A 13532-nucleotide genomic window follows, 5' to 3' on the forward strand; every position below is an offset into this window, starting at 1 on the left:
ACCTGCTCCAAACCTTCGTTGAATGAAGCAAACGCATGCAAACGAAAGGTTTGACCGTGTCTCGGGGGAACGTCATCAGGATCTGGCGACCCATGGTCGTCTGGGCGGCCGCTTCGGCCACAGCCGTCGCGAGCGCCGCGGCCGTGCCCGGCGCCTGGCGCGCGGCCGACCGCTCGGCAGACTTCGCCGACCTGCTGGTCGCGGTCTGCGCCGCCGCGCTCGCCGCGTCTCTGGCGTGGCTCTGGGTCATCACCACGGCCACCGTCGCCGGCCTGCTCACCGGCCGGGGCGACCACTGGCGGGTGGGCGCCACCCGGCGCCTGGTGCTGGTGGCCTGCGGCGCGGCCGTGGCCGCCGGACCTGCGCTGCCCGCCCTCGCCGCGGGTGGCGACGGGACCGAGCTCCTCGCCGGCCTCGCCCTGCCCGAGCGCGCGTCCGCGCCGGCCCACCAGCCGCGCCACCAGCAGCCGGCACCGCCCACACCCCGCCCGCAGGGCTCCTACGTGGTCCGCCCCGGCGACTCCCTGTGGTCGATCGCCCGCGCTCATCCCGAGGACGGCACCGGCATCGAGGAGCGCTGGCGCGCGATCTGGCGGGCCAACCACGACGTGGTCGGCGACGACCCCGACCTGATCCTCCCCGGCCAGGCGCTGCGCCTGCCGACCACCCCACGCACGGACGGAGACCGACGATGAGCACCGCCGACCACACCTCGCACGCCGAGGTCATCACCCTTCACGCGGTCCGCCCCGCGCCGCTGGCGAGCGTGCAGGGCGCCCTGGCCCTCGACCTGACGCCGCGCACCGCTCCCCCGCGCCCACGGCTGCGCAGCGCACGGTCCAACGACCTCGTGGCCGCCCCGGTCGTGGACCGCGCGCGGGTCGACGCCTTCGTCGGGCGCTACTTCCAGGCCGTCGTCGAGATCGCCGCCGGCGACCGTCCCGCGGGTCAGGTGCTGCGCCACACCCTCCCCGAGGTGTACGACGACCTCCTCGGGCGCGCCCGGACCGTCGGTGCCGCGGCCGGGCTCGCGCCGGGCCAAGTTCGGGGACCCAACCCGGCGCGACCGGTCGTGGTCGGCGTACGGACTGCGCTGGTCCGCGACGACGCGGTCGAGGCGAGCGCACACGTGCGCTACGGCAGGCGCTCGCGAGCGGTCGCCGCACGCTTCGAGGTCGTGCGGGACCGCTGGCAGTGCGTCGCGATCAGCTGGGGTTGAGCAGGCTCAGCCGCCGGCGCGGGTGGTGTAGCCCGAGGCCCCGCCGGGGGCGCCGTGGCAGCGCTTGAACTTCTGGCCCGAGCCGCAGGGGCACAGCGAGTTGCGGCCGATGCCGGCGAACGGGTCGTCGGCGGCCTGGGTCTCGGCGTGCACCTCGGCCTCGCCGTCCTCGCTGGGCGCGCTGTAGGAGAGGTTCTGCGGTCGCGACGGCTTCTCCAGGCCCTTGGCCCGGATCTGCGGGGCGTGGGACTGCGCCTGGGCGAAGTCGATCTGCGGCGTCGCGGCCGAGACCTGCGGCGCGGCGACCTGCACCGGCTCCGGCTCGCCGGGCTCGTCGTCGCCGCCGTCGACCTCGACCTGGAGGTTGAAGAGGAAGCCGACCGACTCCTCCTTGATGCCGTCCATCATCGCGGTGAACATGTCGAAGCCCTCGCGCTGGTACTCGACCAGCGGGTCGCGCTGGGAGTAGGCACGGAGGTAGATGCCCTCGCGGAGGTAGTCCATCTCGTAGAGGTGCTCGCGCCACTTGCGGTCGAGCACGGAGAGGACGACGCGGCGCTCGAGCTCGCGCTGCACCTCCTCGCCCATCTCGTCCTCGCGACGGTCGTAGGCCTCCTGGACGTCCTTCTGGATCTCCTCGATGAGGGTCTCGCGGCTCAGGCCCTCGAGCCCACCGGCGGCCTTGACCAGGCCCTCCTGGGTGACGCCGATCGGGTAGAGCTGGCCGAGCGCGGTGAACAGGCCGTCGAGGTCCCACTCCTCCGCGTAGCCCTCGGTCGCACCGCGGACGTAGCCGGTGACGACGTCGTCGATGAAGCCGCGGATCTGCTCGCCGAGGTCGGCGCCCTCGAGGACGCGGCGGCGCTCGGCGTAGATGACTTCACGCTGGCGGCTCATCACGTCGTCGTACTTGAGGACGTTCTTGCGCGACTCGAAGTTCTGCGACTCGATGTTGGCCTGGGCGCCGGCGATGGCGTTGCTGACGCGCTTGGCGTCGATCGGCACGTCGTCGGGCACCTTGAGGACGGTGAGGATCCGGTCGACCCACTCCGACTTGAACAGGCGCATCATCTCGTCCTGCAGCGAGAGGTAGAACCGGGACTCGCCCGGGTCGCCCTGTCGGCCGGAACGACCGCGCAGCTGGTTGTCGATGCGGCGCGACTCGTGGCGCTCGGTGCCGACGACGTAGAGGCCGCCGAGGTCGCGGACCTCGTCGTGCTCCGCCGCGACCTGCGCCTTGATGCGCTCGACCATGGCGGGCCAGGCTTCGTCGTACTCCTCCTGCGTCTCGACCGGGTCGAGGCCCTGCTTGCGCAGCTCCTGGTCGGCGAGGAAGTCGACGGAGCCGCCGAGCATGATGTCGGTGCCGCGGCCGGCCATGTTGGTGGCGACGGTGACCGAGCCCTTGTGGCCGGCCAGCGCGACGACCTTGGCCTCGTCGGCGTGCTGCTTGGCGTTGAGGACGGTGTGCGGGATGCCGCGCTTGCGCAGCAGGTTGGAGAGGTACTCCGACTTCTCGACCGACACCGTGCCGATCAGGATCGGCTGGCCCTTCTCGTGGCGCTCGCTGATGTCGTCGGCGACGGCTTCGTACTTCGCCTCCTCGGTGCGGTAGACGAGGTCGACGTTGTCGAGGCGCTGCATCGGGCGGTTCGTCGGGATCGGGACCACGCCGAGCTTGTAGATCTTGTCGAACTCCGAGGCCTCGGTCATGGCCGTACCGGTCATGCCGGAGAGCTTCTCGTAGAGGCGGAAGTAGTTCTGGAGGGTGATCGTGGCGAGGGTCTGGTACTCCTCGCGGACGGTCACGGCCTCCTTGGCCTCGATGGCCTGGTGGAGGCCGTCGTTGTAGCGGCGGCCGGCCAGGATGCGGCCGGTGTGCTCGTCGACGATGAGCACCTCGCCGTCCATGACGACGTACTCCTTGTCGTTGCGGAACAGCTCCTTGGCCTTGATGGAGTTGTTCAGGAACGAGATGAGCGGGGTGTTGACCGAGTCGTAGAGGTTCTCGATGCCGAGGTGGTCCTCGACGCGGGTGATGCCGGGCTCGAGCACGGAGATGGTGCGCTTCTTCTCGTCGACCTCGTAGTCGACGTCACGCTTCAGCGTCTTGGTGATCTTGGCGAACTCGGCGTACCACTTGACCTCGTCCTGGGTCGGTCCGCTGATGATCAGCGGGGTCCGGGCCTCGTCGATGAGGATCGAGTCGACCTCGTCGACGATCGCGAAGTTGTGGCCGCGCTGCACGCACTCCTCGACGGAGTCGGCCATGTTGTCGCGGAGGTAGTCGAAGCCGAGCTCGTTGTTGGTGCCGTAGGTGATGTCGCAGCCGTAGGCCTCGCGGCGCTCGGCGGGACGCATCGACGGCAGGATCACGCCGGTGGTCAGGCCGAGGAAGTGGTGCACGCGGCCCATCTGCTCGGACTGGAACTTGGCGAGGTAGTCGTTGACCGTGACGACGTGGACGCCCTTGCCGGCGAGGGCGTTGAGGTAGGACGGCAGCACGGCGACGAGGGTCTTGCCCTCACCGGTCTTCATCTCGGCGATGTTGCCGAGGTGCAGCGCGGCGGCGCCCATCACCTGGACGTCGAACGGGCGCATGCCGAGGACGCGGTTGCTCGCCTCGCGGACGACCGCGAAGGCCTCCGGCATGATGTCGTCGAGGGTCTCGCCGTTGTCCAGCCGCTCGCGGAACTCGGCGGTCATGCCGCGGAGCTCGTCGTCGGTCATCTTGACGAAGTCGTCCTCGATGGCGTTGACGGCCTTCGAGATGGCTTCGAGCTCACGGAGGATCTTGCCCTCGCCGATGCGGAGGAGCTTGTCGATGATGGCAGGCACGAGTGGTAACTGTACCTACCGTCCCAACGCGACCCGCAATTCGTCGGACAGGTCGCCCCGGGCACCCACCACGACGTCGTCCAGGCCCAGCCAGCCGGCGAGCCGGCGCAGCTCGAGGGCGAGCTCCTCGGCGGTCTCCGCGGGCGCGTGCGGCTCGGCGAAGGCGCCCGGCACGAGGAGGACCCCGGCGCTCCGGTCGGCCTTGAGGTCGACCCGCGCCACGAGTCGGTCGCCGAGCAGGAACGGAAGCACGTAGTAGCCGTGGAGCCGCTTCTCGGCCGGGACGTAGATCTCGATCCGGTAGAAGAAGTCGAAGAGCGCCTCGGCCCGGTCGCGCTCCCACACCACCGGGTCGAAGGGGCTCAGGAGCGTGCGGGCCCCGACCTTCCGGGGCAGCCGGGCCTCGCGGTGGAGGTAGGCCCGGCGCTTCCACCCCTGCACCTTGACCGGGCTGAGCTCACCCTCCTCGACCAGCTGGTCGACGGCGACCTTGGCGCTGGCCTTCCCGGGCGCGGGCTGCAGGCGGAGGCGGTAGTAGTCGGCCAGGCAGGCGGCGCTGGCGACGCCGTGGGAGCGCGCGGCACGGCGTACGAGCTCGGTGACGGCGTCCTGGGGCGTCGGCGTCGGTGCGGCGAGCACTGCCGGCGGCAGCACGCGCTCGGTCAGGTCGTAGACGACCTCGAACTGGCTGTTGCGGCCGGCGATGGCGACGTCGCCGACGAGGAAGAGGTAGTCGAGGACCTTGCGGGCCTCCGACCAGTTCCACCCCCAGTGCTTGCGGTCGCGGGGGCCGGTGCTGAACTCCTCCTCGAGGTGGCGGGCGGTGACCGGCCCGCGGTCGCGCACCGCGTCGAGCACCCGCGCCTCGAGCCCCGGGTCGGAGGCGACGAACCCCCACTTGCCCCGCTCGGAGCGGTAGTGGTCCATCCGGTGGCGCATGAGCGGCCAGAGGTCGACCGGCATCAGGGCCTGGACGTGCGCCCAGTACTCCACCACGCGACGCGGGCGGCGCTCGGAGGCGCGGCGCAGCAGGTCGACGTCGTAGGGGCCCATCCGGGAGTAGAGCGGCATGAAGTGCGCGCGCTGGAGGACGTTGACCGAGTCGACCTGGAGCACGCCTGTGCGCGCGACCGTGCGGTCGAAGGTCTTCATCGACGGGACCGCGTGGGCGCGGTCGGTGAAGCCCTGCGCGGCCAGCGCGATGCGACGGGCCTGGAGCTGCGTGAGCTGGTCCACGCCGGAACTCAACCACGTGGGTACGACAGCGTGGCTGATGTCGGCGGTCCACTGACCGGTGTCTCGATACGCCGGTCGCGGGCTCGTTCCTCCCCCGCGCGGCTACTCGACCTTGCTGGACCTGCGCAGGACCTCGTGCCTCGGTCCTACGGAAGGTCCAGCAACTTCTCGCGCATGGCGTACATGACGGCCTCCATGCGGGAGTGGAGCTGAAGCTTCTCCAGGATGTTGCGGACGTGGTTCTTCACCGTGTTCTCGGAGATGAACAGCTCCTTGGCGACCTCACGGTTGTTGAGGCCCTTGGCCACCAGCCGCAGCACCTCCAGCTCGCGGTCGGTGAGCCGGAGCCCGGGGCCCTGCTCGCGCTCGGGCTTGGACATCTGCTTGAACTCGTCGATGAGCTTGACCGCCATCGACGGGCTGATCAGCGACTGGCCCTCGTTGACCACGCGGATCGCCTGCGCGACCTCCTCGATCGAGGAGTCCTTGAGGAGGTAGCCCGAGGCGCCGTTCTTGACCGACTCGTAGAGGTCGGCCTCCTCGTCGGAGACGGTCAGCATGATGATCTTGGCGGCCGGGACGACCTCCTTGATCGCGCGGCACGCCTCCACGCCGGTGCGGCGGGGCATGCGGACGTCGAGCAGGATCACGTCGGGAGCGGTCTTCACCGCGAGATCGGTGGCGGTGACGCCGTCAGCCGCCTCGCCGACGACCTCGATGTCGGTGTCGCCGCCGAGCAGCATGATCAGGCCGCGACGGAAGAGCTCCTGGTCGTCGACCACCAGGACGCGGACGGGTTCGCTGCTGTGTGCCTCGGTCACGCGCGCATCATGTCATGCGCGCGTGACCTGCGTCGCACTTGTCACTCGTTGTGGTACGACGGCGTGAGGCAGCTCAGTCGACGTCGAGCGAGATGACGCCGTAGTCGTAGCCACGGCGGCGGTAGACCACCGAAGGACGCTCGCTCTCCTTGTCGACGAACAGGTAGAAGTCGTGGCCCACGAGCTCCATCTCGTACAGCGCCGTGTCGAGGGTCATCGGGGCCGCGGCGTGGGACTTCTCGCGCACCACGAGCGGCCCGTCGCCGTGCACCGTGATCGGGCCGACCTTGCGCTCGATCACGCCGTCGTCGTCGGCCGCGTCGTCGGCCTCGGGGAGGCCGGCCAGGGCCTCGCCGACGCCCACGTGGGCGTTGCGGCCCTTGTGCACGCGGCGGCGGTCGGCAGCACGGCGCATCTGCGCCTGCATCTTGTCCAGCGCCAGGTCGAGGGCGCCCATCTTGTCCTCGGCGGCCGCCTCGGCGCGGATCACCGGTCCCTTGGAGAACGCGGTGAGCTCGACCTTCGTCGACCGGTCGTGCTGGCGGGGGTTCTTCTCGAGCTCCACCTCCACTTGGACGCGCATGATGCGGTGATCGTGCTTCTCCAGACGGGTGAGCTTCTCCGAGACATGTTCGCGGAAGCGATCCGACACCTCGCAGTGCCGTCCCGTGACCACAACCTCCATGTGAACCTCCTCAACTAGCGAGCGGCCGCACCCTTCCATGGGCCGCGGCGCCGTGCGCCGGGGCAGGGTGGGATGGAGTCCGCCCGGCCGACCTGGTCTTCGACCCCACAACCGCCTGCTGAAGCGTTCGCAACTTCTCCGTCACTACTGGCCTTCTCCCGACGTCCGACACATCTGGTGTCGGCGCCGAGGCAGGACTTACTTCTAAGCCGCACCGTGATCGTCCTGCGGGCCCTGCGCTCGAGAGCGCAGCACCCGTGGACTTACGTGGACCGTTTCGCCTGCGACTGGCATCGGCTTGCCACGGGGCAGACCGGGCGAGGCACCTGACGGTGCCGCGCGCAACCCTCTCCGTGACGCAACCACGGACCCGGGCGGACTCCATGACAAGACGCTAGCCCCTCATCGGCTCCGGGCCAACAGCAGGGTCACCTGTCGGTCGAGCGCCGACGGGTGGCGGCGACCGCGGCGATCGCGACGGGCGCGAGGCCGACCGCCTCGAGCGCGCGCTGGGCCTCGCGGGCGGTCGCGCCGGTGGTCACCACGTCGTCGCACACCACGACCCACGCCGTGCGGTGGCGGCGCGCGAGGCGCCCGAGGAGGGGTGTCGGGCAGTGCATCGAGAGGTGCACGTTGGCGGCCCGGCCGCGGGCGTCGAGGCCCGCCTGGTCGGCCGCGCCGCGGGACACGACCACCGGTGCCACCGCGACCTCGCGCGTACGTCGTACGCGCGCGGCGGCGGTGCGCACGAGCGCGGCGGTGGCCTCGTAGCCGCGCTGGCGGCCCGCCCCGGGACGCGACGGCACCGGGACCAGCAGCACCGGCACGGCAGGGTCGAGCCCGGCCACGGCGGCGTGCACCGACACGGCCAGCAGGTCACCGAGCACGCGACGGTGGCCCCACTGACCGCGGTCCTTGTGGCCGACCACGAGCGCGCGGACGGCGCCGTCGTACGACGCTGTCGCCCAGGGCGGCGCGAGCCCCGCGGGGGTCGGGGTCGGCCACGCCACGGCGGCCTCCGCGGAGAGCCCGGACCGGCACGCCGGGCACAGCATCCGGCCCGGCCGGTCGCAGCCCACGCAGCGGCTGCCGAGGAACAGGTCGAGGGCCTCGTCGAGCACCACGCCATCGCAGCAGCCGGGCACGACAGCGGCAACCGGCCGCGCCCTGGCCTGTGGACGGGGCGTCAGCCGGTGTAGGTCAGCGAGGTCAGGCCCTGCGGCAGGTCCGACACGGAGCGCTCGAGCCGGGTCAGGTCGATGACCTTCCGGCCGGCGAGGCCGTACATCTCGGCGAGGTCGACGGGCGACGACACGAGCACCCGGGAGCGCCCGCGCAGCCGGATGGTGCCGCCGGACGACAGCTCCCCGGGCGCGCCGTCGACCGACAGCGTGCGCACCTGCGACGACTCGTCGGTGAGGTCGCTGAGCACCGACACGGACGTGGGTGAGCGCCAGCCGATGTCGCGGATGCGGGGGCTGCCCTCGGCGGGCACCGGCAGGGTCTGGAGCGGGGTGAAGCCGACGACGGTGCCGGCGGCGTCGTGGCGGACCCGGCTCACCACGACCCGGTCGACCTTGGGGCCGCGGACGACCGCGACCAGTCGGCTGCCGTCGCGGGAGACCAGCAGCTTGGTGACGGTGCGACCCGTCAGCCCGGGGACCACGACGTCGCGGGCGACCCCGTCGACGACGAGGATCACGCGGGCACTCCCGGCACCCCGGTCGAGGACCCAGGTCCGGCCGCGGTAGTCCCAGCTGGGAGCCGCGAGGTCGACGGCGTCGGACACGACCGGGGTCGCCTCGCCGTCGGGCGCCTCGGTCGGGGCGATGGACATCCCGGTCCCCGTGCCGGACACCGCCGCGACGCGGGAGCCGTCGAGGGAGACCCCGATGGAGCGGATGCCGAGGTCCTGCTGGCCGAAGGGGCCGAGGGTCTCCTGGAAGGCGCCCATCGCGCCACTGACCACGCGTCCGCGATCGAGGGCGAACAGCTCGCTGCTGGACCCCGCGCCGTTGGGGTCGTAGAGGCTCCCGACGCCGACGTTCACCAACGACGAGCCGTCCTGGAAGCCGACCGCCTGCCCGCCGATGCTCAGCCGCACGGCGTTGATGCGGTCGTCCTGCTTCAGCGTCCACGCCAGCTGGGCGAGCATCCGGTCAGCCGTGTCCTGGTCGACCGCGCCGGGGTCGCCGGACAGCGCGACCTCGGCGATGCCGCCGCTGCTGATCGGGACCGAGAGGGCGCGAGCGCCGGCCGGGAAGAACGTCCGGACCACGTCGGCGTCGTCGTCGGACGGCGGCATGAGCAGGCCACGCACGAGCGAGGAGGCGAACTGGTCACCGCGCGGCACGAAGACCGGCTCGGGCACCAGCACCTCGGCGGTGGGGTCGAAGAAGTAGAGGGAGACGCGTTCGTACCAGTCGCCGAACCAGGAGTCGGGGACGATCAGGGCGTCGGGCACCTCGTCGATGCGCCACTCGCCGTCCTCCTCGACCAGCCCCAGGCTGAGGGTCCGCGAGACCTGGGTGCGCTCCCACGCGCCGCGGGCGTCGTACAGGTTCACGTCGGTCATGGGGATCTGCACCGAGGTGTTGCCCGAGGCGGTGCCGAGCTCGTTGTAGGTGATGATCTGCTGCTCCGGCACCCACGTCTCGGCCGCGGACGTGGAGAGGAACTGGCGCGCCACGGTGTTGCTCACCGGCGTGGCCCGCATCGCCTCGAGGAAGCCGGCGACGACCTCCTCGGGCGACTGCCCCGCCTGCGGCGGGCGCGGGTCGAAGGCGAAGCCGGGCAGCTCGTCGACCTCGGTGGACGCCTTGGGCTCGACGACCGGGCCCTCGCTGGGCATCTGCACGCAGCCGGCGAGCAGCGTGCAGGCGGCCGCGGAGACGAACGCCCGGGCCAGGCGTGCGCGGGCGATCATGCCGTCTCCCGGGCGTCGTCGGGCACGAGCGGCAGCGGCGAGTGCCGCAGCTGGGTGCCGAGGTGGCGCGGCAGCGTCAGCCGGAACTGCGCGCCCTCGCCGGGGCGGCCCCAGGCCTGGAGCCAACCGCCGTGGAGGTGGGTGTCCTCGAGCGAGATGGACAGGCCGAGACCGGTGCCGCCGCTGGTGCGGGCCCGCGCGGGGTCGGCCCGCCAGAACCGGTTGAAGACCATCGCCGACTCCCCCGGCCCCAGGCCCACGCCGTGGTCGCGGACCGCGATCGCCGCCGCCTGGCGGTCGGCGTCGACGAAGATCTCGACATCGCGCGTCTCGGCGTGGTCGATGGCGTTGGTGACCAGGTTGCGCACGATCCGCTCCACCCGGCGTACGTCGGCCTCGGCGATGCAGGGCACGCCGGGGTCGTGCACGATGACGCGCGTCTCCCGCTGGGCGGCGAGCGCCGAGGTCATGTCGACGACCCGGTGGGCGACGTCGACCAGGTTGACGTCGTCGGTCTCCAGCACGGCGGCACCGGCGTCGAAGCGGCTGATCTCGAGCAGGTCGGCGAGGAGCGTCTCGAAGCGGTCGAGCTCCTTCTGCAGCAACTCGGCCGCCCGGCCGGTGACGGGGTCGAGGAAGGGCTTGGCGTCGTGGATGACGTCGCTGGCCATGCGCACCGTCGTGATCGGCGTACGCAGCTCGTGGGAGACGTCGGAGACGAACCGGCGCTGGAGGCGGCTGAGCTCCTCGAGCTGGCGGATCTGCTTCTGCAGGTTGGAGGCCATCTGGTTGAACGACGTGGCCAGGCGGGCGAGGTCGTCCTCGCCGGTCACCCGCATGCGCTCCTGGAGCTGGCCGGCCGCGAGCCGCTCGGCGACCCGGCGGGCCATCCGGATCGGGGTGACGACCTGCCGCGTGACCAGCCACGTGAGTCCGGCGATCAGCAGCAGCAGGGGCACGCCGGCGACCAGCATCGCCCGGGAGACCAGGGCGAGGGTCTCGCCCTGCTCGTTGAGCGAGTAGAGGTAGTAGAGCGTGTACGTGTTTCCGTCGGCCGGCAGGCGCACCTGGCTGCCGACCACGATGCCCGGCCCCTCGGGCAGGCCCGGCACGTCGCGGATGGTCTTGATGTCGGTGTAGGTCCACGCCGTCGCAGATGCCTGGTCGAACTTCGCCTCGAGCCTCTCGGGGACGCTGGACAGGTCGAGCCCCTGGGTGAACTTCGCGCCGCCGTCGGCCAGCCGGCTGCCCTCGCCGATGGGCGGCGAGAGGATGACCGCGAAGCCGCGGGTGGCGCCACGGGTGATGATCGGCTCGACGAGGTCCTGCTGCTGGCGGGACTCGTTGGCGTCGAGGCCGGGGATCGCCGCCAGCTGCTCGCGGGCCGACGCGGTCTCGCCCTCGGCCTCCTGGACGGCGGCGTCGACGCGGTGCTGGAGGAGCCCGTCACGGGTCTGCTGGATGAGGAACCAGCCCACGACGCCCACCACGACCGCGGACAGCACCAGCGTGCTCACCACGACGCGCGCCTGCACGGACCGGCGCCAGAAGGCCGGCCCGTGGCGCAGGATCGGGGGCAGCCGTTCGAACAGGCTCAACGGTCCCGTCCTAGGACTTGCCGGCCTTGTAGCCCACCCCGCGCACGGTCACCACGACCTCGGGGTTCTCGGGGTCGTGCTCCACCTTGGAGCGCAGCCGCTGGACGTGCACGTTGACCAGGCGGGTGTCGGCGCTGTGGCGGTAGCCCCAGACCTGCTCGAGCAGCACCTCGCGGGTGAAGACCTGCCACGGCTTGCGGGCCAGGCAGACGAGCAGGTCGAACTCCAGCGGCGTGAGGTTGATCGGCTGGCCGTCGCGGGTCACCGAGTGGCCCGCGACGTCGATGGTCACGTCGCCGATCGTCAGGCCCTCGTCCTGCGTCACGTCGTTGCGGCGCACGCGTGCGCGGATCCGGGCGACGAGCTCCTTGGGCTTGAACGGCTTGACGACGTAGTCGTCTGCCCCGGACTCGAGGCCGACCACGACGTCGATGGTGTCGCCCTTCGCGGTGAGCATCACGATCGGGACGCCCGACTCTGCGCGGATCTCCTTGCAGACGTCGATGCCGTCCTTGCCGGGCAGCATCAGGTCGAGGAGGACCAGGTCGGGCTTGTAGTCCCGGAACGCATCGAGGGCCACGTCTCCGCGGCCCACGATGCGGCTGTCGAACCCCTCCTGGCGGAGGACGATGGAGAGCATCTCCGCCAGGGAGGCGTCGTCGTCGACGACGAGCACGCTGCCGCGAGCGGGCTCGACCAGATCAGTCATGGCGCCAGTGTAGGTCCGGCACCCGACCGATCCGTCAGGAATCAGTAGCGGTAGTGGTCCGACTTGTACGGGCCCTCGACCGGGACGCCGAGGTAGGCGGCCTGCTCCTTGGTCAGCTCGGTCAGCTCGACGCCCAGGGCGTCGAGGTGCAGGCGAGCGACCTCCTCGTCGAGGTGCTTGGGCAGCACGTGCACGCCCAGCTCGTAGTCGTCGGCCTTCGCGAACAGCTCGATCTGCGCCAGCACCTGGTTGGTGAAGGAGTTCGACATCACGAACGACGGGTGGCCGGTGGCGTTGCCCAGGTTGAGCAGGCGGCCCTCGGACAGCACGATGATCTTCTTGCCGTCCTCGAAGATCCACTGGTGGACCTGCGGCTTGATCTCGTCCTTGACGATGCCCGGGATCTTGGCCAGGCCGGCCATGTTGATCTCGTTGTCGAAGTGGCCGATGTTGCCGACGATCGCCTGGTGCTTCATCTTGTGGAAGTGCTCGACCGTGATGATGTCGAAGTTCCCGGTCGTGGTGATGAAGATGTCGGCGGTCTCGACGACGGACTCGAGGCGACGTACCTCGTAGCCGTCCATCGCGGCCTGCAGCGCGCAGATCGGGTCGATCTCGGTGACGATGACGCGGGCGCCCTGGCCACGCAGCGACTCCGCGGAGCCCTTGCCGACGTCGCCGTAGCCGCAGACGACCGCGACCTTGCCGCCGATCATGACGTCGGTGGCGCGGTTGATGCCGTCGACGAGCGAGTGGCGGCAGCCGTACTTGTTGTCGAACTTCGACTTGGTGACCGAGTCGTTGACGTTGATCGCCGGGAAGAGGAGCGTGCCCTCCTTGAAGCGCTCGTAGAGGCGCAGCACACCGGTGGTGGTCTCCTCGGAGACGCCCTTGACGAGCGGGGCGCGCCTGGTCCAGCGCTGCGGGTCGGACTCGAGCGAGCGGGCCAGGACGCGCAGCACCTCCTTGAACTCCTCGTTGTCGGTGGAGTCCTGCGACGGCACGGCGCCGGCCTTCTCGTACTCGACACCGAGGTGCAGCAGCATGGTGATGTCGCCGCCGTCGTCGAGCAGCATGTTGGGGCCGCCCTCGGCGAAGTCGAAGACCTTCTCCGCCTCGTCCCAGTACTCAGCGAGGGTCTCGCCCTTCCAGGCGAAGACCGGGACGCCCTGCGGGTCCTCGGGCGTGCCGTTCGGGCCGACGACGACCGCGGCAGCGGCGTGGTCCTGGGTGGAGAAGATGTTGCAGGTGGCCCAGCGGATGTCCGCGCCGAGAGCCGCGAGGGTCTCGATCAGCACGGCCGTCTGGATCGTCATGTGCAGCGAGCCGGCGATGCGGGCGCCGGCGAGGGGCTGCTCCTTGCCGTAGCGCTCGCGCATGGCCATCAGGCCGGGCATCTCGTGCTGGGCGAGCTCGATCTCCTTGCGACCGTAGGCGGCGAGGCTGAGGTCGGCGACGTTGAAGTCCATCAGTGTGTCTCCCGGATTCTGAGGAGGTGCG

The 13532-nt window shown here is 70.9% G+C and carries 11 protein-coding genes; 2 read left to right on the plus strand and 9 right to left on the minus strand.

What is annotated here, in order from left to right; genetic code table 11:
• Positions 1 to 92: 92 nt before the first annotated feature.
• Together J2X46_RS02115 and J2X46_RS02120 are read left to right on the plus strand one after the other, a co-directional pair.
• On the plus strand, positions 93 to 695 hold the full coding sequence (locus tag J2X46_RS02115; RefSeq protein ID WP_310246295.1) for a LysM domain-containing protein: 603 nt from the start codon (positions 93 to 95) through the stop codon (positions 693 to 695).
• The gene (locus J2X46_RS02120; RefSeq protein ID WP_310246298.1) at positions 692 to 1219 is read left to right on the plus strand and encodes an Rv3235 family protein; all 528 of its coding nucleotides are present in this window, start codon (positions 692 to 694) and stop codon (positions 1217 to 1219) included. The genes J2X46_RS02115 and J2X46_RS02120 overlap by 4 nt, the downstream gene beginning before the upstream one ends.
• Positions 1220 to 1225: 6 nt before the next feature.
• On the opposite strand, the gene secA is transcribed toward J2X46_RS02120, so the two are convergent.
• The 9 genes from secA to ahcY all read right to left on the minus strand — a co-directional run bounded on the left by secA (position 1226) and on the right by ahcY (position 13501).
• Positions 1226 to 4057 carry a preprotein translocase subunit SecA gene (secA, locus tag J2X46_RS02125; RefSeq protein WP_310246302.1) on the minus strand — a complete coding sequence of 944 codons (2832 nt, stop codon included), beginning with the start codon at positions 4055 to 4057 and terminating at the stop codon, positions 1226 to 1228.
• Between the two features lie 15 nt (positions 4058 to 4072).
• Positions 4073 to 5293, minus strand: coding sequence for a DNA glycosylase AlkZ-like family protein (locus tag J2X46_RS02130; RefSeq protein WP_310246306.1), 1221 nt, complete (start codon positions 5291 to 5293; stop codon positions 4073 to 4075).
• A gap of 146 nt (positions 5294 to 5439) precedes the next feature.
• Positions 5440 to 6114 (minus strand): response regulator transcription factor, encoded by a 675-nt coding sequence (locus tag J2X46_RS02135; RefSeq protein WP_310246309.1) that lies wholly within the window; start codon positions 6112 to 6114, stop codon positions 5440 to 5442.
• A 73-nt stretch (positions 6115 to 6187) separates the two neighbouring features.
• Positions 6188 to 6799 carry a ribosome hibernation-promoting factor, HPF/YfiA family gene (gene hpf, locus J2X46_RS02140; protein ID WP_310246313.1) on the minus strand — a complete coding sequence of 204 codons (612 nt, stop codon included), beginning with the start codon at positions 6797 to 6799 and terminating at the stop codon, positions 6188 to 6190.
• A gap of 428 nt (positions 6800 to 7227) precedes the next feature.
• The gene (locus J2X46_RS02145; RefSeq protein WP_310246316.1) at positions 7228 to 7920 is read right to left on the minus strand and encodes a phosphoribosyltransferase family protein; all 693 of its coding nucleotides are present in this window, start codon (positions 7918 to 7920) and stop codon (positions 7228 to 7230) included.
• 65 nt (positions 7921 to 7985) lie between these two features.
• Positions 7986 to 9725 (minus strand): LpqB family beta-propeller domain-containing protein, encoded by a 1740-nt coding sequence (locus J2X46_RS02150; protein ID WP_310246318.1) that lies wholly within the window; start codon positions 9723 to 9725, stop codon positions 7986 to 7988.
• Complete coding sequence (gene mtrB, locus J2X46_RS02155; RefSeq protein WP_310246320.1) at positions 9722 to 11323, minus strand: MtrAB system histidine kinase MtrB; 1602 nt, start codon at positions 11321 to 11323, stop codon at positions 9722 to 9724. The genes J2X46_RS02150 and mtrB overlap by 4 nt, the downstream gene beginning before the upstream one ends.
• A 10-nt stretch (positions 11324 to 11333) precedes the next feature.
• Positions 11334 to 12032 (minus strand): MtrAB system response regulator MtrA, encoded by a 699-nt coding sequence (mtrA, locus tag J2X46_RS02160; RefSeq protein ID WP_397212537.1) that lies wholly within the window; start codon positions 12030 to 12032, stop codon positions 11334 to 11336.
• 41 nt (positions 12033 to 12073) lie between these two features.
• Positions 12074 to 13501 carry an adenosylhomocysteinase gene (gene ahcY / locus J2X46_RS02165; RefSeq protein ID WP_310246321.1) on the minus strand — a complete coding sequence of 476 codons (1428 nt, stop codon included), beginning with the start codon at positions 13499 to 13501 and terminating at the stop codon, positions 12074 to 12076.
• Between the last annotated feature and the right edge of the window lie 31 nt (positions 13502 to 13532).

The sequence above is a fragment of the Nocardioides sp. BE266 genome (assembly GCF_031457855.1).
Lineage (GTDB): Bacteria > Actinomycetota > Actinomycetes > Propionibacteriales > Nocardioidaceae > Nocardioides.

Excerpts from the sequence above, each read along its gene's own strand:
- J2X46_RS02115 (WP_310246295.1), top strand. The coding sequence starts at position 93 with ATGGTCGTCTGGGCGGCCGCTTCGGCCACAGCCGTCGCGAGCGCCGCG.
- J2X46_RS02120 (WP_310246298.1), top strand. The coding sequence starts at position 692 with ATGAGCACCGCCGACCACACCTCGCACGCCGAGGTCATCACCCTTCAC.
- hpf (WP_310246313.1), bottom strand. The coding sequence starts at position 6,799 with ATGGAGGTTGTGGTCACGGGACGGCACTGCGAGGTGTCGGATCGCTTC.
- J2X46_RS02150 (WP_310246318.1), bottom strand. The coding sequence starts at position 9,725 with ATGATCGCCCGCGCACGCCTGGCCCGGGCGTTCGTCTCCGCGGCCGCC.
- mtrA (WP_397212537.1), bottom strand. The coding sequence starts at position 12,032 with ATGACTGATCTGGTCGAGCCCGCTCGCGGCAGCGTGCTCGTCGTCGAC.
- ahcY (WP_310246321.1), bottom strand. The coding sequence starts at position 13,501 with ATGGACTTCAACGTCGCCGACCTCAGCCTCGCCGCCTACGGTCGCAAG.